Origin of the sequence: Acidianus sp. HS-5, from assembly GCF_021655615.1 — an archaeon.
GTDB lineage: Archaea > Thermoproteota > Thermoprotei_A > Sulfolobales > Sulfolobaceae > Acidianus.
The window spans coordinates 1764380-1782890 of sequence record NZ_AP025245.1 but is presented as its reverse complement, the minus strand read 5'-3'; the positions used below and the strand labels follow the sequence as shown (position 1 = coordinate 1782890).

25 protein-coding genes and 1 tRNA gene are annotated in these 18511 nt (G+C 33.4%); 13 read left to right on the top strand and 13 right to left on the bottom strand.

Annotation, left to right across the window (positions count from 1 at the left end):
- Nucleotide 1 precedes the first annotated feature (1 nt).
- The 3 genes from mobB to HS5_RS09510 are packed head-to-tail and all read left to right on the top strand — an operon-like array spanning nucleotide 2 to nucleotide 1883.
- Complete coding sequence (mobB, locus tag HS5_RS09520; RefSeq protein ID WP_236751174.1) at nucleotides 2–496, top strand: molybdopterin-guanine dinucleotide biosynthesis protein B; 495 nt, start codon at nucleotides 2–4, stop codon at nucleotides 494–496.
- A complete protein-coding gene (locus HS5_RS09515; RefSeq protein WP_236751173.1) occupies nucleotides 486–1184 on the top strand; it encodes a CBS domain-containing protein in 699 nt (232 codons plus the stop codon). The genes mobB and HS5_RS09515 overlap by 11 nt, the downstream gene beginning before the upstream one ends.
- A gap of 3 nt (nucleotides 1185–1187) precedes the next feature.
- Nucleotides 1188–1883, top strand: a complete 696-nt coding sequence (locus HS5_RS09510; RefSeq protein WP_236751172.1) for a class I SAM-dependent methyltransferase — start codon at nucleotides 1188–1190, stop codon at nucleotides 1881–1883.
- On the opposite strand, the gene HS5_RS09505 is transcribed toward HS5_RS09510, so the two are convergent.
- Both HS5_RS09505 and HS5_RS09500 read right to left on the bottom strand, forming a co-directional pair.
- Nucleotides 1880–2296: a hypothetical protein gene (locus tag HS5_RS09505; protein ID WP_236751171.1), complete on the bottom strand. Its 417-nt coding sequence runs from the start codon at nucleotides 2294–2296 to the stop codon at nucleotides 1880–1882. The two genes, HS5_RS09510 and HS5_RS09505, sit on opposite strands and share 4 nt — an antisense overlap.
- Nucleotides 2275–2694: a hypothetical protein gene (locus HS5_RS09500; protein ID WP_236751170.1), complete on the bottom strand. Its 420-nt coding sequence runs from the start codon at nucleotides 2692–2694 to the stop codon at nucleotides 2275–2277. The genes HS5_RS09505 and HS5_RS09500 overlap by 22 nt, the downstream gene beginning before the upstream one ends.
- A 96-nt stretch (nucleotides 2695–2790) precedes the next feature.
- On the opposite strand from HS5_RS09500, the gene HS5_RS09495 reads away from it, so the two are divergent.
- The 4 genes from HS5_RS09495 to HS5_RS09480 are packed head-to-tail and all read left to right on the top strand — an operon-like array spanning nucleotide 2791 to nucleotide 5296.
- Nucleotides 2791–3048, top strand: a complete 258-nt coding sequence (locus tag HS5_RS09495) for a hypothetical protein (protein ID WP_236751169.1) — start codon at nucleotides 2791–2793, stop codon at nucleotides 3046–3048.
- Nucleotides 3049–3051: 3 nt separating this feature from the next.
- A complete protein-coding gene (locus tag HS5_RS09490) occupies nucleotides 3052–3684 on the top strand; it encodes a metal-dependent transcriptional regulator (RefSeq protein ID WP_236751168.1) in 633 nt (210 codons plus the stop codon).
- Nucleotides 3677–4063, top strand: a complete 387-nt coding sequence (locus HS5_RS09485) for a hypothetical protein (protein WP_236751167.1) — start codon at nucleotides 3677–3679, stop codon at nucleotides 4061–4063. Before HS5_RS09490 ends, HS5_RS09485 begins: the two co-directional genes overlap by 8 nt.
- Before the next feature lie 45 nt (nucleotides 4064–4108).
- Nucleotides 4109–5296: a glycerate 2-kinase gene (locus HS5_RS09480; RefSeq protein WP_236751166.1), complete on the top strand. Its 1188-nt coding sequence runs from the start codon at nucleotides 4109–4111 to the stop codon at nucleotides 5294–5296.
- On the opposite strand, the gene nuoB is transcribed toward HS5_RS09480, so the two are convergent.
- Complete coding sequence (gene nuoB / locus HS5_RS09475) at nucleotides 5275–5787, bottom strand: NADH-quinone oxidoreductase subunit NuoB (RefSeq protein ID WP_236751165.1); 513 nt, start codon at nucleotides 5785–5787, stop codon at nucleotides 5275–5277. The two genes, HS5_RS09480 and nuoB, sit on opposite strands and share 22 nt — an antisense overlap.
- A gap of 161 nt (nucleotides 5788–5948) precedes the next feature.
- Here nuoB and HS5_RS09470 point away from each other — a divergent pair, with 161 nt between their 5' ends.
- Nucleotides 5949–7004: an L-threonylcarbamoyladenylate synthase gene (locus HS5_RS09470; protein ID WP_236751164.1), complete on the top strand. Its 1056-nt coding sequence runs from the start codon at nucleotides 5949–5951 to the stop codon at nucleotides 7002–7004.
- Nucleotides 6991–7686, top strand: coding sequence for a biotin--[acetyl-CoA-carboxylase] ligase (locus tag HS5_RS09465; protein ID WP_236751163.1), 696 nt, complete (start codon nucleotides 6991–6993; stop codon nucleotides 7684–7686). The genes HS5_RS09470 and HS5_RS09465 overlap by 14 nt, the downstream gene beginning before the upstream one ends.
- Here the strand turns inward: HS5_RS09465 and HS5_RS09460 are convergent.
- Both HS5_RS09460 and HS5_RS09455 read right to left on the bottom strand, forming a co-directional pair.
- Complete coding sequence (locus HS5_RS09460) at nucleotides 7666–8877, bottom strand: NAD(P)/FAD-dependent oxidoreductase (protein ID WP_236751162.1); 1212 nt, start codon at nucleotides 8875–8877, stop codon at nucleotides 7666–7668. The genes HS5_RS09465 and HS5_RS09460 overlap by 21 nt on opposite strands.
- A 37-nt stretch (nucleotides 8878–8914) precedes the next feature.
- On the bottom strand, nucleotides 8915–9340 hold the full coding sequence (locus HS5_RS09455; protein ID WP_236751161.1) for a universal stress protein: 426 nt from the start codon (nucleotides 9338–9340) through the stop codon (nucleotides 8915–8917).
- Nucleotides 9341–9482: 142 nt separating this feature from the next.
- Here HS5_RS09455 and HS5_RS09450 point away from each other — a divergent pair, with 142 nt between their 5' ends.
- Nucleotides 9483–9854, top strand: a complete 372-nt coding sequence (locus tag HS5_RS09450) for a hypothetical protein (protein ID WP_236751160.1) — start codon at nucleotides 9483–9485, stop codon at nucleotides 9852–9854.
- 95 nt (nucleotides 9855–9949) lie between these two features.
- A complete protein-coding gene (locus HS5_RS09445; RefSeq protein ID WP_236751159.1) occupies nucleotides 9950–10336 on the top strand; it encodes a hypothetical protein in 387 nt (128 codons plus the stop codon).
- Here the strand turns inward: HS5_RS09445 and HS5_RS09440 are convergent.
- The 3 genes from HS5_RS09440 to HS5_RS09430 form a co-directional block, all read right to left on the bottom strand.
- Complete coding sequence (locus HS5_RS09440) at nucleotides 10310–11470, bottom strand: MFS transporter (RefSeq protein WP_236751158.1); 1161 nt, start codon at nucleotides 11468–11470, stop codon at nucleotides 10310–10312. The genes HS5_RS09445 and HS5_RS09440 overlap by 27 nt on opposite strands.
- A gap of 105 nt (nucleotides 11471–11575) precedes the next feature.
- Complete coding sequence (locus HS5_RS09435; protein ID WP_236751157.1) at nucleotides 11576–13777, bottom strand: GNAT family N-acetyltransferase; 2202 nt, start codon at nucleotides 13775–13777, stop codon at nucleotides 11576–11578.
- Nucleotides 13764–14711, bottom strand: a complete 948-nt coding sequence (locus tag HS5_RS09430) for a D-glycerate dehydrogenase (protein ID WP_236751156.1) — start codon at nucleotides 14709–14711, stop codon at nucleotides 13764–13766. Before HS5_RS09430 ends, HS5_RS09435 begins: the two co-directional genes overlap by 14 nt.
- Nucleotides 14712–14851: 140 nt before the next feature.
- Here HS5_RS09430 and HS5_RS09425 point away from each other — a divergent pair, with 140 nt between their 5' ends.
- Nucleotides 14852–15619, top strand: a complete 768-nt coding sequence (locus HS5_RS09425) for a hypothetical protein (RefSeq protein ID WP_346729567.1) — start codon at nucleotides 14852–14854, stop codon at nucleotides 15617–15619.
- On the opposite strand, the gene HS5_RS09420 is transcribed toward HS5_RS09425, so the two are convergent.
- Nucleotides 15601–15685 (bottom strand) — tRNA-Leu (locus HS5_RS09420). The two genes, HS5_RS09425 and HS5_RS09420, sit on opposite strands and share 19 nt — an antisense overlap.
- A 35-nt stretch (nucleotides 15686–15720) precedes the next feature.
- Nucleotides 15721–15990: a UPF0147 family protein gene (locus HS5_RS09415; protein WP_236751154.1), complete on the bottom strand. Its 270-nt coding sequence runs from the start codon at nucleotides 15988–15990 to the stop codon at nucleotides 15721–15723.
- Nucleotides 15991–16048: 58 nt separating this feature from the next.
- On the opposite strand from HS5_RS09415, the gene HS5_RS09410 reads away from it, so the two are divergent.
- Nucleotides 16049–16396, top strand: a complete 348-nt coding sequence (locus HS5_RS09410) for an Sjogren's syndrome/scleroderma autoantigen 1 family protein (RefSeq protein WP_236751153.1) — start codon at nucleotides 16049–16051, stop codon at nucleotides 16394–16396.
- Here the strand turns inward: HS5_RS09410 and tmk are convergent.
- Genes tmk through HS5_RS09395 form a run of 3 tightly spaced genes read right to left on the bottom strand, consistent with a single transcriptional unit; the run spans nucleotide 16365 to nucleotide 18510 of the window.
- On the bottom strand, nucleotides 16365–16931 hold the full coding sequence (gene tmk / locus HS5_RS09405) for a dTMP kinase (protein ID WP_236751152.1): 567 nt from the start codon (nucleotides 16929–16931) through the stop codon (nucleotides 16365–16367). The genes HS5_RS09410 and tmk overlap by 32 nt on opposite strands.
- Complete coding sequence (locus HS5_RS09400; RefSeq protein ID WP_236751151.1) at nucleotides 16925–17962, bottom strand: Clp1/GlmU family protein; 1038 nt, start codon at nucleotides 17960–17962, stop codon at nucleotides 16925–16927. The genes tmk and HS5_RS09400 overlap by 7 nt, the downstream gene beginning before the upstream one ends.
- Nucleotides 17956–18510, bottom strand: a complete 555-nt coding sequence (locus tag HS5_RS09395) for a hypothetical protein (RefSeq protein ID WP_236751150.1) — start codon at nucleotides 18508–18510, stop codon at nucleotides 17956–17958. The genes HS5_RS09400 and HS5_RS09395 overlap by 7 nt, the downstream gene beginning before the upstream one ends.
- Between the last annotated feature and the right edge of the window lies 1 nt (nucleotide 18511).

Below are 18511 nucleotides of genomic sequence, written 5' to 3'. Positions count from 1 at the left end.
TATGACATGCGTTTTTCAGATTGTTGGGAAGAAAGATTCTGGTAAGACAACTACAATACTTAATATTTTAAGACAACTGAAAAGTAAGAGAAAGGATTTAATAGTAGCAGTAATTAAGCATTCGCATCACGTTATTGACGATGAGAATAAAGATACTTTTAAATTTAAGAAAGAAGGAGCAGACTTAGTAATTTTTCATAGTAACGATTGTGCATTATTCTTTGATTGCATTAATTTTGACTATGTTTCATTATTACCTGCAGATGTAGTGCTAATAGAGGGATTTAAGGATTTAAATCTAGGAGAGAAAATTGAGATTCGTTCTCCTGAGGAAGCTAAAGATATTGCTGAAGAAATATCTAAAAAATCTGAAGAATGCGGGAAATCTCCAGCCATTGAGGTTAATGGCTTAAAGGCAGAAAAATCTTTACTTACAACTTTCTTATATACAATTATGAAAAAATACGGAATAAAGGAGATTAGAATTGCAGATTAATGGCTCAAAAATAATTTCGGTAAGTTGCCAAAGTACAGTAGACGAGGCAATATTTTTTATGACAAGGAATAATATAAGAAGGATAGTTATATATTGTGGTGATCAAATTTCGGGGATTTTTACTGTAGATGAAGCCTTAAGAAATTTGCTATTTAAAAGTGAAGCTAAGCTAAAAGACATAGAGCTAAAGAAAGCAATAAGAATATCTTCTTCAGATATTTTCGACGTTGTAAGGTCAATGGTTAAAAACAATGTAGATTCAGTAATTTATAAAGATAAGATAATAACTGAAAAAGATGTAGTATTCTCCTATAGTTTTCCGGAAATTAAAATAAGCAGTATAGCCAAGGAAGCTCTCAGTGTAACTCCATATACTAACGTTATATCTGCAATTGAGATTATGGTTAAAAACGGTATTAGACATTTGCCAGTGATAGAAAAGGAACCAGTAGGTATGTTATCTGCTAGGGATATAATATATTATTATTCTCAAAAATATGCAATAGACGTTCCCGTGATGGAAGTAATGAATCCGCATTTAATTTGTATTGAAGAAAGTTATTCGCTTAATAAGGCAATACAAGTTATGAAAGAACATAATATAGGAAGTATTTGCGTAAACGGGAATAAAATAGTTACTTTAAGAGATTTTATACGATATATATTTACCACTTTTCAGATAAAGTAATTTATGAAATTTATTTGTCCTTATGACGGAACTCCTATTAATAATAATCTAGAATGTCAGCAAGGTCACAAATTCATGTACCACGACGGGATGTATGATTTTTTAGTAAATTCTAACGTTAAGGGAGACGCGTTGTTAGAGAGGATTGCTCCAGTTTATGATAAAATATGGGCTCCTTTAGGTTTTTTCTTAACCTCATTTTCTTCATATAACGAAATATTTAAGGAAGCAGGAGAATTTTTATCTTCACAAAATTTTCTAGACATAGGTACTGGACCTGGGACTATATTCAAATACATAAAATGTGAGTATTGTGTAGGTCTTGATATCTCTGCAAAGTTTTTATCTATTTTGAAGAAGAAATTCTCTCAAGTTATTGCAGTAAGAGCAGATGCGACTTCTTTACCTATAGAATCGTCTTCCATGGACTCAGTTTCAGCTTTCCTTGTTTTGCACATGTTAAATAATCCCTCTTTAGGTATAAAGGAAATTGCAAGAGTTTTGAAACCTAATGGAAAATGCGAGATTTTAGTCTTAATTAAAAGTAATTCGATTTCAACTTTACTATCTAAATGGTGGAAAATAGAATTGAGGCATAAAGATTATTATATTTCAGCCATGGAAGAAAATAAACTTAGCTTACTGGAAAGTAAAAAATATGGGCCATGGCTCCTCCTAAAATGTAAAAAAGAAGGTTAGAGTGCAATGAGTGAAACTCCAAATATTATGAAACTTACTCCATCTATTATATCCATAGTTCTTACTAGAGTTCCTGTTAACGCTATTGAATAAATTACTATAAATATTCCCATTATTATTCCAAACAAAGAAAGGAAGTACAAGTACATTGCAGTGAATTCTGTTCTCCCGAAGAAGAAATCTGAAAATCTCTTATTTCCTGTTATTCCATACATCAGCCTTTCTATTCCTAATGGTATTCCAATTACATACAAGAAGTAAGGATTGAAGTAAACAAAAGTTTCATATAGTAAATCGTAAAAATTAACCTTTATTGAAATAATTAGATAAATCGAAGAAATCAGAAGAGATAGACCTAGGAGACCGCTTGTTACTCTATTCCCTAACAATTTTAATAACTTAGTTTCGGCCATTCCATAACACCTACAAGTTTTTCTCCCATAGTTACATCTGCTAATTCACCTATTATTACACCTCCTAATAAACCCAGTATTAAACCAGGTATTCCACCTATCTTATAACCTAAGCCTGCTCCAACTAAGCTCCCTATTCCTTTCCCTAAATACTTATCGTCTACTTCATATATTGTTGCAAAATCTTGTCTACCGAATTTACCTTCTTTTGCAAAGTAAAATGCAGCCTCAGAAATTGCTTCTTTTACTTCTGCTACATTGCTTCCTTTAAACAATGTCATATACGTATCATAATCTCCTTGAATTTTTCTGTATATTGTTATAAACCCTATTTTTCTTAAAATTTGTGAAGAATTATTAGCAGTGCCCTTAGTAACTTTAAAGATAACCTTGTACATACTTAAATGATTCAGTTTGAAAGTTTAATATTTTTTCTTAGTTCTATTTTCGAACCTAAATCTTTTTACTCTCGAAATGAAGAGTATCATGAGAATATGATGGAAGTTGAAGAAGATAATAAAAAATATTACGCCGTGGTAAGAGTAGATAACTTAGATTTACCAGATAATGTAGGAATAAGCAGGTTACACTCGCATATTTCCTCAGCAGTTGACGAAGCATTAGAAAATCTTAAGGGGTATTTAAAAGAGCAGGGAATTACTGGGAAATTCTTAACTAGCGTGGAAGTATTCGTAAAGGAAGAGGCAATGTCGAGATTGGTAGAAACTATAAAAGCTAAAATCAAAACATAAAGTATGGAATTATCGGAAGCACTTGAGAATTATATTAAAGAAATTTACGAACTTGAAGAAGTAAAAGGGCAGGCTAAGGTTACAGATCTAATTTTAGCTTTTCAAGTTTCCCCTGGTACAATAAGTAAAGCCTTAGACAGACTTGAATCCTTAGGTTTAATTACTAGATCTAATAGGAAATTGAAACTTACAGACGACGGTAAGAAGATAGCCGAAAGGTTAATAAGATCTCATAGATTATCGGAAAGGTTGCTTACTGATGTTATCGGAGTGGATTGGATTAGGGCACATGAAATTGCACATAAACTTGAACATATTTGGCCTGATGATGTCCTCGATAAAATAGACTTAATTTTAGGATTTCCCTCTACTTGTCCTCACGGACATCCTATACCTGGCAGGATTAAAATTTCTCCGGGTAAGCTATTATCAGAAGTAAATGAAGGGGAGTATAAAGTAATTATGATAGTTAAAGAAGAAGAATGGATATTAAGGAATATGGAGATGTTAGGTATAAAGCCTGGAGAGACAATAAGGCTTTTAAAGAGAGGAGAAGATAAATTTATTGTTCAAATAAATGGTAGAACAAATGAAATAACAAAGACATTGGCGGACCAGGTAGTTGTAAATGTCTGAGCTTAATGATTTAATGAAAAAAATTCTTATACATATATACAAGTACGGTCCAGATAACCCCTGGTATATGGCTAGGAGATTATTAGGAGAAAGTGGCTGGGCTCCCAAGTATAGTGAAGATGAGATTGATGCTGCTTGTAGGAAATTAGAGGAAATGGGGTATTTAATAAGATTTCAAGGTGCATTAAAGAAATCCGTAACTTCTTCAGTAAAACCTTGGTTAAAAGTTAAGGCAAAAGAGTTAGGTCACAAACCTAAAGGAATTTATTTTGACCTCTCAAAGGAAGGACGCAGAATAGCTTCAGATCTTTATAAGGAATATAAGAAATCATTAGAAAGCACGAATAACAAAAAGAATGAACATAAGGGTAAGAAGTAAAATAATATAGTAGTTTTTATTATTTTGACTTTTTCAATATATCTCATGGATTTCTCTATCGTAGATAAGATTTTCGAATATTCTGATCCTTACAACGCTCTTACAGAAAAGGTAAAAATCGAAAAAGGCAAAATAATTATACAAGGTAAAGAATATAGATTCTCTAAACCACTAATAATAGCTGTAGGTAAGGCATCCTATAAGATGGCTAAATTCTTCCTAGATAGAATAGAGCCCGTAGATTATCTGGTTATAACTCCTCACGGATCCAATTTACCATTAAAGAACGTCATAGAGGCGGGTCACCCACAGGTTGACGAATTCAGTTTAAAAGCAGGAGAAAAAGTAAAAGAAATACTTGCAAAAGAAAATTATGATCTCCTAATTTTTTTACTTTCCGGAGGTGCCTCAGCACTACTGGAAGACCCAGTAATACCACTAGAGGAGTATCGTAAAATTAACGATAAGTTGATAAAATCCGGATTAGAAATAACTAAAATTAACACCGTGAGGAAGCATCTCTCCAGACTAAAAGGGGGATCTTTAGCTAAGTTATCTAAAGCTAAAGTTCTGACTCTTATTGTTAGTGATGTTCCTGGCAACGATTTGGGCAGCATAGGTAGTGGATACACAGTTGCTGATAAGAGTACAATTAAAGATGCCAAGGAAATCCTAGAGGAAATAGGTCTTTCAGAGTATTCAAAATACTTGATTGAAACTCCTAAAGAAGTCAATGCAGATAATTATATCATCTTGGACAATATGGACGTGCTAAAGAAGATCTCTTCTCACCTTTATAATCCTTTAATTTTAACTTCCCAAGTGGTAGGCGAAGCCAAGGATTTAGGGAAGTTTATTGCGTCGATTTATAAATCTATCTCACAATATTCAATACCTTTCAAAAAGGGGAGTATAATTATAGGTGGAGAACCGGACGTCACTATAACTGGAAAAAGCGGAAAGGGAGGGAGAAATAGTGAAGTAGCTTTATCACTTTTAGAGGAGGCAAAAGGAAATTATGAATTTTATGCTATAGCAACAGACGGAATTGATGGTAATAGCGAGTATGCTGGATGCATTATTAATGGCGGTATGAAGATAAGCTTTGAGGAGATAGAAGATAGTCTAAAAAATCACTCGAGTTATGAATTACTGGAGAAGTACTCAGCAGTTGTAAAAACTGGGCTTACATACACAAACGTTAATAATGTTTACATCTTGATTGTAGGCTGACGTCTTATTTTCTTTTGTAGCATTAAAAGTCCTCTAGCTATTGCCTCGGGCCTAATTGGACACCCTGGCACGTAAATGTCTACTGGAATTCCTACTTCTGAAGGCAGTACTGTATTGTAAGAATTCCAGAATATACCGCCTTCTAAGCTACAAGCACCTATGGCCATCACATATTTTGGTTCTGGCATTTGCTCATAAACTATCCTTGCTGCCCTTGCCATTTTTCTTGTCATGGTTCCTTCTATAACTAGTATGTTTGATTGTCTTGAAGATGAGAACGGAAGCATTCCAAACCTTTCTGCATCAAATCTAGCTGCGGCAAATGCACCGAACTCCGCACCACAACAACTTGTAGTGAAATGAGGAGGCCATAAGGAGAACGCAGTCCCCCAATCTCTTAAATCTTTAACAGGTTTTCTATTAGCTAACCATTGTGCAGCTTTTCTTGCAGCGTCTTTTAAATTTCCTGTGAGGAGAATTTGTTCAGTCATATTTGCACATTACATTTTCAGATTTATATAAATTTGTTATAATGATTTCATCATGCGTCAGAGATCACCTCATAAATCATCTAAATCATTGTATTAAATTAGTTTAGAAAGGTTAAAAGTTTGAATAGCTATAAATTTCTTTAATCTAGAAGAGCAATAGAATGACTCTAATAATTAAAGTAGACCCACTAAATCCTGAGATAGATAAAATAAGAGAAGCAGCAAAATACGTAAAACTGGGAGGTATAGTGGCTTTTCCTACAGAGACAGTTTACGGCTTAGGAGGAGACGCTTATAATCCTGAAGCTGCAGTAAAAGTTTTCAAAGCTAAGAATAGGCCTATGGACAATCCTTTGATAGTCCACATAGCAGACCTAAATCAATTATTTGATGTAGCTAAGGATATACCAGACGTTGTATTAGATATGGCACAGAAAGTTTGGCCAGGTCCTTTAACCTTTGTATTAAAAAAGACTGACAGAGTTCCTAAAGAGACTACAGGAGGTCTTGATACTGTTGCAGTAAGAATGCCAGCTCATCCTATAGCATTACAGTTAATAAGAGAAAGCGGTGTACCAATTGCTGCTCCCAGTGCTAATTTAGCCACTAAGCCAAGTCCTACTAAAGCTGAACACGTAATAGCAGATATCAACGGTAAAGCGGATGTTATAATTGACGGAGGAGATACCTTCTTCGGAGTAGAGTCTACAATCATAAACATGAGCGTTAATCCGCCTGTCCTTTTAAGACCCGGTCCTTTTACATTAGAAGAATTACATCAATTCCTGCCAGAGATAGTAATTCCAGATCAGTTAATAAAAGGAGGCGAATTCACTGTAGCTTTAGCTCCAGGAATGAAATACAGGCATTATGCTCCTAGTAAGAAGCTTCTACTAGTTGAGAATTACTCAATCTTTAAGGATGTCGTTAAATTGTTGAGGAGTAAATATAATGTCGCAGTGCTTTGCACTACTGAAGATTTTAAGGAATTTGATGAACCTAGAATAATTCTAGGCAGTAGGGAAAACCTTTATGAGGTTGCAAAGAACCTATTTGATTCCTTCAGAAAACTTGATAGATTAGATGTAGACATGGGTGTTATGGAAGGAGTTCCAGAAAAAGGAATAGGATTTGCAATAATGAATAGGGCTAGGAAAGCTTCTGGATTTTCAATAATTAAAAGTCTAGATGACGTGAAAAAATATGTTGAAGTTTAAGCTGAATAAGGTAACTTCTACACAAGATTTCGCTGAAGCAGTATCATCAATGCTTTATGAGGATTTTTTAGTAGTAGCAGAAGAGCAAACTAAAGCTAGAGGAAGGTATAAAAGAGCATGGTACTCTCCTAAAGGAGGATTATGGCTTACTTATGTTAAGAAGAACTTTAACGTTGAAGAAATCCTAATTTCTACACTTAAAGTATCCCTAGCGGTAAGGGAAGTTTTATCCTCATTTTTCGATGCGAAAATTCGCTGGCCTAATGATGTAGTAGTTGATGATAAGAAAGTATCCGGAATTTTAATTGAGGCAATTTACAGTGGAGGATCTACCGACATGTTTGTGGGAGTTGGAATAAATACTAACGTTAAGGAATTTCCACCAGATATTAAAGCTACTTCAATTCTTTTGGAGACAGAAAAAGAGGTCGATAATGAAAAATTACTTGATGACGTGATATCGAAGATAGATTATTATCTTTCCATTAAAGAAGATTTTGAGAAAATTGTTGAGGAAATTAATAGCAAATACCTCTCAATAAAGGATAGGAAAGTCTCTATAACTAAGAAAGACGAGAGTAAAGTCGAGTGCACTGCACTGTTTGTAGACAAGTTTGGAAGGTTAGTTACTGATTGTGGAATTTTTGAAGTTGAAGATGTGCTAAGAGTTGAGTCTAAGTAATGCTTCGAATACTGCCTCTAAGTATGAAGGGTGTGGTTCTATAAAGTCTATCGCTTTTTCTAAGTCAATGTTATAATTCATGAATGTCGAAATCAGAGTAACTATGTCTTCAGCGTCTTGCGAGAAAGCGACAGCACCACTTATTTTCTTTTCTTCTGCACATACCTTAAGGAATCCTTCAGTTAGACCTTCTGCAATTGCCCTAGGTATTTCAGCCATGTTAATTTTAACACACTTACCTTTTGTATTTCCTACGTAAGCTATTTGAGGTTCTGTGTAAATAACCTTAGGTACTGCCTCTGGGTTATAATATTTTTCAACTCCTCCTGCATTTAATCCTGCTACAAATCCTTCATGAATCGCTTCGTGAGCAGTAAAAGTTCCAATTACATCTCCTGCAGCGTAAATATTGCTTACGCCGGTGTACATTCTTTTATCAACTTTAATATACTTCTCGTGGGGTAATTCCTCAAATCCTTTCAGTACAGGTTTCCTTCCGAAAGTATAAAGTATTACGTCTGGTTCATCTATTGGCTTTTCTAAATTGACTTCTGAGGATAAATATAGTTTAATTCCTATCTTTTTGAAATATGACGTTACTGCCTTTCGCAGATCTTCATCTAAATAAGGTAAAAGACTGTCAGACTTTTCAGCAATGCTTACGTCTTTACCTGCCATTTTAAGCAACCAAGCGTATTCTACTCCTCCAGCTCCTCCACCTATAACTAAAACTTTAGAGAAGTCTTTATCTAAATAAGGTAAATCGTCAGAAGCAATTGTCCCTTTTACTTGAGGTTTTTCAGTACCAGTAGCTACTATTATTCTGTCTGAAGGAATTGTTTGTCCTCCAATCTGGATATTACCGCTATTTAGTTCTGCTCTATCGTGAATTACTTCTACTCCGTAAGATTCAAGCATATATTCTACCCCTTTAGAAAGTCTATTTACTACGTTTTTTGCAATTTTCTGTATTTCAGCAAATGAGAAGTTGAGTTCTCTTCCAAGCTCTTCTGTAGAGTATTTTAAGAAAAGGGGATGCAACATTGCTTTAGAAGGTATGCAGCCGTAAAGAACGCAAGTTCCTCCTAATTTGTCATTCTTTTCTATAAGCTTAACTTTGTGTCCCATCTTCGATGAAGCTATTGCAGAATAAACTCCCGCTGGTCCTGAACCAATTATAGTAATATTCATTTTTATCAAAAAGTTTCATAAGATAAAAATAAAAAGTTTACTTTATAACCATTACTGGTATCTTTGCTTCTTGGACTAGTCTAGTTGAGACGCTACCTAAGAATACTCTCTTTAGACTTGATAGTCCTCTACTCCCTGTTACTATTAAATCAACGTTATTCTTATTAGCATATTCTAGGATAGCACTTGCCGGATCTCCTTCCAATATTACGCCTTCTGCTTCTATTCCTCCTTCTTTTGCCTTCTTTTTAGCTTCCTCAATGTCAGCTTTTGCTCTGTTATATACTGATTCTATAACATCAGCAGGCACTGGAGCTATTCCAGCTCCTGCAAATACTGTTGAGTCTACTACTTCAACAATATCTAATTTCGCCTCATATTTTTTCGTAATATCTATTGCGATATCTAGTGCTTTTTTAGCATGAGATGAACCATCATACGCTACTAACACATGTTTGAACATATACTCTCATTTCTTATGTAGATAACGCGTTATATAAAGTTGAATGAGAGAAAAATTTCTATGTATTATAGAATAAAATTGTATACTATTGAAAAGATTGTTAATGGTAAAATATTTATACCATTAATCTGTAATGTTGAATATGAGGCCATTAGTAGCGATTGACCTTAACTCGAATATTAATTATCTTACTTTATTTAAGTTCATAAATGCTCTCTTGAGGAAATTCAAGGATGTAGATATAACATTTATGGTAGATGACGGTAAGATTCTAGAGTTTGATAATAACGAAGTGTTCAAAGTTTCTGACTCTTACTCAACTATAGAACTGGTAAAGGATCTAAAAACGATTTCGGATAAGAGCGGTTCTCTAAAGATAGGAAATCTGCTAAGACTTAAGAAAGAACTCGGCAGGAGTATAGTTATCTTAGTTAGCGACAGGAAAGTAAAATCTAAAGGCGAGCTTATTTTCATATTTGATGGGAATAGAATACGAGTTCTGAAAGGAAATTAAAAATTTGTAGAGAAAATGATAAAAAATTACTGTATTATCTAGATAAATCGATATTTATCGAAGGTAATAGGATAATCTTTGGGGAAATAAGTGATTTGAAAAACTGTATAGAATTGCCTTTTCTACTTTGTGATGAATATTTACAATTTAAGGATATTACAATTCCTTTGATTTTCAAGGAAGAGAAAAGAAAGCTTGTTAGGCTTTTTCTTCTTTTAACACTTTCAACTTCCCATGAAATATTCAATTGCTGTGGAAGTGTAAAAATCTTTATTGATAACAAGTTATCTGCGATCGAGTTAGATAATATCAAGAGCGGTTTTACCAAAACTTGCGGGAACTATGGTAGTACAAAATTAGTTTATTGCATATCAAACGAAAATGTGGCAATCATGGGGAAAGACAAGGTAAGTACAGAAAAAGCCTTTTGCGAACTTAAGGAGCTTCTATCCTTATTATCTTCTATTAATAATGGAATCTGACCAATATTTAACGAAAAATACTGCAGCAGATATGATTACTGGAATTTCTAACAAGAGCATTGATGAACCTAGGCCTATAAATTCTGATAAGAATCCTATTATTGCAGGTATTGTTGTAAACAATATGTTATTATAAGCTAGAAAATAAGAATTTACTGCATTCCTTTCCTCTTGTGTTGTAGCTCTAGCTATCATTACCGTAGACATAGGGAAAATTGAGCCGTGCGGAATTCCTAGAAGAGCCATCATAATTAGGAACAATGTGAAACTTGGAGCAAATACCATGAAACCTAATCCAAAGGTTGTAATCACTATAGAAATTAAGAGAGGATATTTAAGAGAATTGAAAGGTCTAATAGTCATAAAGCTCCTAGTTAGAAATGATAAAGTGAAGAATGGAATGTAAGCAGAATAACCTATTGCAGAGCTTACGTGAAATTTCTCTATAGCGTAAATTGTTAAGAATGCAGTGAATGCGGCAAAGGGAACATTATATGTTGTAATAGAAAGAACAGAGGTTATGAATCCTTTATTCTTTAATGCCGATAATCCATATTTTTCTCTCTTAACATTGGGGAATTTTATAGTCCAAGCAATTCCTGCACCTATTAATGCTAAAGGTACGAAGGTTAGAAAAACCATCTTGTAACTTCCTGTTAAATGTAGAATATAAGTCTCTAATGAAGGTCCTATAATTAGGCTTATGCTTAAACTTGCTGAGTATAATCCCAAAAGTCTCTCTGCAGTTTTCTTATCTTCAACAAGCGATGCTGAAGTTATTAGATTTGGTAATATTAATCCAAATGATATTCCTGCCAAAGGAGTTATTAGCCACACTATTTCAGAATTAGAGAAATAATATAGAACGAGGATTACTGCAATAGCAGAATTTGCTACGATAAACGTATTCCTTCTAACTTTTGCGTTCATTTTTGGATTCAAGTAAGAAGTTGATATAAACGTGCTCATGAATATTAGTGCATCCAAAATTCCTGCCATAACATTGCTGAAGCCAAAAACGTATTTTCCTAATGGAGCTAGCGTTGTAGTTACCATGTTGTTTGTAGCTCTTGATGTAATTGTAATTAAAGCCAAGGTTATAGCCATGTATAAGAAATCTCTTTGTGAGCTCATTGCAGTAAACTATAGAAACTATATAGTTTAAAAATATTTCCTTAAATTAAAGTAAGTTATATTTTGATTATATTCTATACAAATGAAGTTTAAAGTAGGTTAAAATTAAAGCTCAACGTAATCCTTTTCTTCTTGCCCAAAATATTTTTTGATGATTTTTTCAATTCCGCTCCTGAGTAAGTCCTCTACCTTCTGGTTATTTACTCCTAGCATCTTACCGCTGTGAAACCAGCTCTTTCCCTGGAAAGTTCTAGCTATTATTGCAGAAATTTCTTCTTCGCTTAATTTAAAACTCATATCATAAAAATATTTCTCAGCAATTGCATGTATTGCGTCTGCTGCAGAATTATAAGGTATTTTACCGTTTATGTAAGCATAGATTTTACCTACATATTCATTGTCTATCTCAATTTTCTTCTTGAATTCTGTATTAATTATGATCTTGGCCAAAACTCTAGGATTAACATTAAAGTAAACTTGATGTGAAGTTCTAAGAATTTTATCCTTTAATAATTTACCTAATTCAACAACAAATTTTTCAGCATTCTCATTTAACGCCTTCATTACTATTATGGAATATCCTCCTAATCCCTCGTTTTTCTTGGAAGCTAAGTAAACTGGCTTAAAACCATTTTTTATCCAAAAATTCAAAACCTTATAATCAACTACAAATGATGAACCTATCCAATCTATGCTTTTTTGCAATGCAATTTCTTCAACTTTAGAAAGAAGTTTAGATCCTAATCCTTGATTTTGCAGCTCTGGAGTTACGGCTATTCTCATAATTCTCCATCCATTCAGCTTTCCGAAATTTCTTATTCTCAAGTATTTTATTATTCTCTGAGGAATTAGATTTCCCTCGTTTTCTTCTCCATTAAGTATATGCAGGATAGTATTATCATCCAAATTTCCTTCTTCAACAACCTCTGCTACAGCATTATAACCTAAAGTGAAAATCCTCTGATATGCCATATCTCCTAAGAACATAAGGTCGTCTGGAGAATTCCTATAATGAGCTGAAACTAATATTCCATAAACTTGTCTTAACAACTTATCGTTAGAAAATAGTTCTTCTTGAGTTATCTCCTTAAATTGGGTATCGTTATATACTTCTGGCTCAGCGTCTAAAAGCATTACGTTATATATAAATTTCTCTACTGGGTCGCCTTTAGAATATCTTACAGGATAATCTAGTTTTACGATTTGAGTGTTATCTAGAGAATTTATATATTTTATGAAGGCTTTTCCAGAACCTTCATATCCGTGGATTGTGCTGATAAAAACTATCTTTTCCAAAGAATTCCTTATGTATTCAAGGTTTTCTATTCCAAGTGCGGCAGCTTCATCTACTATTATTAAATCTCCATTTTCATCTTTGGCTAAATCTGGGGAAGTCCATTTTATATTAACTTCTCCAGCAGTTATTTTCATAATTTTACCTTCCTTAGATATTTTTTCTCTGTATTTAATTTTTAGAGCTTTCAATCCTTCTTCAAGAAATTGTATTATTGCTTGAGATGAATAGTAGGAAGGAGAAGTAATGACTATGCTTGTAGGTCTTGATAGTGTTCTCTTTACGTAAAATGAAAGAGCAAGACCTACGCCCGCGCTCTTTCCTCTACCTCTTGGAGCCGTTACTACAAGAATTCTTTTACCTTTTTCTAAAACAAAGTCAAATTCCCTTATCAACTTGACTTGATCGTCAGTTAAGCACAGATCGTATAAACTTTTTGGAATTTTTCCGTCATAATTTTTCTTATGTGGCTTTGAAATTTCCGATGATGAGAAAGGCTTAAATCTTATTCCGTTATCGTCTAGGAGAATTATCCCTCTGGAACTATTAGCTATATTCATGAACCTATTCTCAAATAAATTTTTTACAACTTTATTTCTAGTTAAAGAAAATTTATACAATTTGCTAGTTTCTATATTATCAGAATAGATCATTGCTAAGCCGCCTCCCCTTGTTAGGTCAACAAGTCTTGAAATGTAATTAGGTCTGAAATCGTCTACAGAATCTAAAATTGTTAAATCAAAGCTCTCGCCAAGGTATTTTTCTGAAGAAGAATAATCAATATCAGTAACATGATTGTTTATTACTCTCTTAAAGGCTAATAACCTATCCTTACTTCCGCTAACCCAAGGATGAAATGCATAAGCTACTTTAGGGTTATTATTAACTTGTAAATATAACTTTACAAGGTCTATAGAGTTTTCAAGGTAATTTTTGCCTAAAACTATTGCTAAATGTCTGTAATACCCGTTTTTTGCATCGTAAAAATATTGCAATAAGCTATCGAACTTCATATATTGGTTTATCACCCTTTAATGCTAATAATAAGTTTTTTACCGCAATTTCTGCCATTTTATCCCTAGTTTCTATAGTTGCACTTCCTAAATGCGGAGTTAGAACTACATTATTTAATTTAAGCAAAGGACTATCCTTAGGCAAAGGTTCCCTTTCAAATACGTCAAGTCCTACTCCTCTTATCCATCCTTCTTGTAAAGCCTTAATCAGAGCTTTTTCGTCTATTACTTGGCCCCTAGATGCATTAATTAAAAATGCCGATTTTTTCATTCTTCTTAATTTATCTTCATTCATCATATGATACGTACTTTCGTTTAGATCAACCGCTATAACTACATAGTCTGAGTTTTCCAATAAATAATCTAAATCTACATACTCTGCATCTATATCTTCATGCTTTCTTCTACTGTTATAGATTACTTTCATATCAAATCCCTTTGCTCTCTTAACTAAAGCCTTGCCTATTCTTCCCATGCCTATTATGCCTAAAGTTTTTCCATATACTTCGGTTCCTAGCATGAAAGTAGGATACCATGGAGTTTTCCATTCTCCTTTTCTAATTAGAGAATCTCCCTCACAAACTCTTCTTGCTACGGAAATTAATAAGCCAAAAATTAGGTCTGCTGTTGCATCTGTGAGGACTTCCGGCGTGTAAGTTACTATAATTCCCTTAGATCTGGCATATTTTACATCTATGTGATCATAACCCACACTGTAAGTGCTTATAACTTTAAGTTTTTTAGCATGATCTATAATCTCTTTGTCAATTTTTTCAGTTAATGTAATAAGAGCTCCGTCTTTATCTTCTATGTTTTGTAATATCCATTCTTTTGAAGGTGGATAAATATCTTCCCATAACATAACATTGCATTCCTTTTTTAAGTAATCTATCCAGTTTCCTGGCAATTTTTTAGTTACCAGAACATTATACATTGTATTCAATCTTACTTCTTATTTTTAGTCTTTTCTTATAGTTATGCTCATTAAAAATCATGAATTTTATACATTGTTTAGCAAAGTCATAGGTAAAATTATTTTTATCATAATACCATAATTCATAACGGTGTAATGTAATTCCAGTCGAAAAAAGTGCCTTAATAAGTAGAGCTTTAGAAGTTGTAGGAAAGGCTAAGGAAAAAGGGATCTCATTAAGGTTAATAGGCGGTGCGGCAGTAGCAGTAATAGCTCCAAAAGGAAGCGAACTATTTTCAAGAACATATAAAGATGCAGATTACTTCGGTCTTTCTTCTCAAAGAAAGGAGATCACATCTTTGTTGGAAGGTTTAAATATGGAAGCTAATAAGAGGTTCAATGCTCTTCACGGTTATAATAGGCTAATGTTTTACGATCCCGTATTGAATTCCACAATAGATGTTTTCTTAGATGAATTCGTTATGTGCCATAAATTGATTTTGAAAGATAGGTTAAAGGTATATTACCCTTCCATACCCCCTTCAGATTTACTTTTAACAAAGATGCAAATAATTAGCCTTACGGAGAATGACAAGAAGGATATTGCAGCATTATTATATGACTTTGAAATAGGCGATAAGGATAAAGATAGAATATTAGATGGAAATTACATAGCAAAGCTTTTGTCTGATGATTGGGGATTTTATAAAACTTTTACAATAAACCATGATAGGATGAAAGAGTACTTAAAGGGAAATCCTTATGCACAAAATGTTTTGCCTAAGTTAGATAAATTACGTGAAATGATAGAGTCTCATCCTAAATCTTTGAAGTGGAAGATGAGGGCTAAAATTGGCGAGAAAGTTAAATGGTATGAGGAGCCAGAAGAAGTTAATACTAACTTCCAGGGTGCGGGGAGCGGGATTTGAACCCGCGAAGGCCTTCGCCAGTAGGGCCTAAGCCTACCCCCTTCGTCCTAGCTCGGGCATCCCCGCACTTTAAATATTCGAGAATTAGGTTTAAAAAATTTTTAGTCCTTTACTGTTTCCAAAATTGATACTACATTCCAGATAGATATTCTAGTATGGGTAGGCATATTCGGATCTTGACTTATATCTTCAAGAATTCCTATTGCATTAGCTGCTCTTATTCCCGCGCTTAAATTAGAATCTTGTAAATTTCTTATAGCATCTGTTGCGGCTCTTCTAATATTTCTTGGGACGCTTGTGTCATTAACTATTTTTTGCAAAATAATTACGGCTTGTTTAATTTTAGCTTCATTATCATAAAGAGTTGCCATGGTTTCTCACCAGATATACTTTTTACTCTAATAGATTAAGAGTTATTTCGGATATAAAATGACTGACGATTCCATTAAGAAGGCTGCAGAACTCCTAAGACAAGGGGCAACAATGTTAAGTGACGCATGTCCAATTTGTGGATCTCCTTTATTTAAACTAAAGAACGGTGATGTTATATGTCCAGTTCATGGTAAGGTTTACATTGTAAAGAGTGATGAAGAAGAGAAGCAAGTTAAGAAGGATATAATGTTAAACTCTGTAGAAGATTTTCTGGTCGAAGGTTTATACTCCACAGCAAAGAAAATAAAGGAAGATCCTTACGATAGTGAAACTTTAGTTCAAGTGATAAGGTATTTAGATGCAATAGAAAGGATTAGGAAACTAGTTCCTCAACATAATTCTTAGCTTCTTTTAAGACTTCCTTAAAACTCTTAGTTGAGTCGATAATTCTTATTGTTTTATCTAGTTTAGCAATATTCAAGTAGTTTTCTCTTACTTTTTGTAGTAGAGAAAGTTTCTCTTTAAAGTTGAATTTATCATCCTTTTTTATTCTTGTTAACGCAATTTCTGCAGGTAAATCCAATAAAATTGTGAGTTCAGGCTTTGGGAAATATTTGTTTACCTCAATTATCCAGTTCTTGTCTATTCCCATTGCTGACTGATAAGCTATTGTTGAGTAATAGTATCTATCTGTTATTATGATGTCATAGTCCTGTTTCGTAATCCAATTTATGTGAACTCCTCTATCTGCAGAAAATAGCAAGGCGAGAGTTACGGGATCTTTCCATCCTTCCTGTTGTATTAATTTAGTTATCTCTTCAGTAAAAGGTTCTGCGGTTAGTAACGTTTTTTTCTTCTTTTCTTCTTCTAGCCATTTTACAAGATCTTTAGCTAAAGTAGTTTTTCCAGAACCGTCAATTCCTTCTATTGCAATTAACATTTAATTAACCTTATTCTTCTCTCCTTAAAATCATCATTTAAGTTTATATTGCCAAGTATAGCCCCTTGAACTTTATTTTCAGGAGTAAGGATTTTTATGCCATCTTGATTTAACTCTTTTATTATTCCTGCTCCAACAATTTTTCCTTCATTTAATAGGCCGACAATGCATCCTAGAAGTTCATCTTTAGGAATAAAATATCCACTACAAGGTTCCTCATAAAATAGCTGCAAAGGTTCTTCAAATCCTACGAACAGATTATCAGCAAGTTTTTTACCTAGTACTTGTTCATATTCTAAAGTAATTACTGATGCTTTTTCAAAATATTTATTATACTTAGAAATTCTATAAGATATTCTTCTAGCTCTACTTCTCTCTAAAAAAGGAGGAATTCTCTTTGCTAAGATAACTTTACTCCTAATGTTTGATGGCATGTAATCTAAGATTTCGTTATTAAATAGAACAATTATGTCGGGATTTAACTCATAAATCATGCTAAGTTTATGTAAAAACGCTTTATATCCTCTTATCCAGCCGTCAGTATCAATTACTGTTAAGGTGGACTTTTCTTCTTTATTCAGAATTTTTGCAGTAAGCTCTATATGAAGTCTATAGTTAGCTGAAGGAGAAATGTCTCCAAAAAATTCCAAGTTACTGCTACTCGAATGTACAAAAGTTGGTAAATACCTAGACTGCCCTACGTCTGCATCGATAATTATTGAACCTTTTCTTAGATTATGTAAAACTTCAGAAAAATAGCTTTTTCCTGAATCAGTACTTCCTAAAAGCAAAATTTTTCCGCTTAATTGGCTTGCTAGTTCTTCCCAACCTAAGTGAGGAATTTCTGCTAATATTTGACAATCGGTCTCTATTTCCGAATCTTCTTTTGGAACTATACTGAAGCTTTCGTCGTTAATTTCTTTGTAAGCTTTCTCATTAATTTCAATTCCTTTTATCATTACTTTTCCTTTTATTACAGCAACCCTACAAGGTCCTCCAGATATATAATCTATCCCTTTTCTAACTAACATTTAGTAGACCTTAATGCTATCATGTATGCTGCCCTTACGTCTTTATCCTTTATATCGACATATGGATTTCTTAAACTAGTTCTACTTTCATTAACCTTTTTAGCAAATGGAAACCTTATACTTAGTAGTTTATAAACTACTTCTCCGTATTTATTTCCAGTTCCTATACCTATGTATATTCTCTTGTAAGGATACTTTGATATTATTTCTTCTATGATATCTTCTATTTCATCTATCCAAACTTCTAGAGAATCTATTATCATTCCATCTCCTACTACAACTATGGTTAACTTAGGTGAGTTAGTATCGATTCCTATGAGCAATTCGTCGAATTTCCTTTTCCCCAATTTTAGACACTGCAAATACATTATAGTTGTCTTTATTTCGTCTTCTCCTTGTATGAAAATATCTGCATTCTTATCGAAATCCGAAACAGTTAAATCTCCAGCGTCAACTGTTGGTACTAAACCGTTCTTTCTTAACTCTTGAACAAGATCTCTAAAAATTCTTGGGTTATTAACCTTAATTGCTACCTTTTTAATACCCACA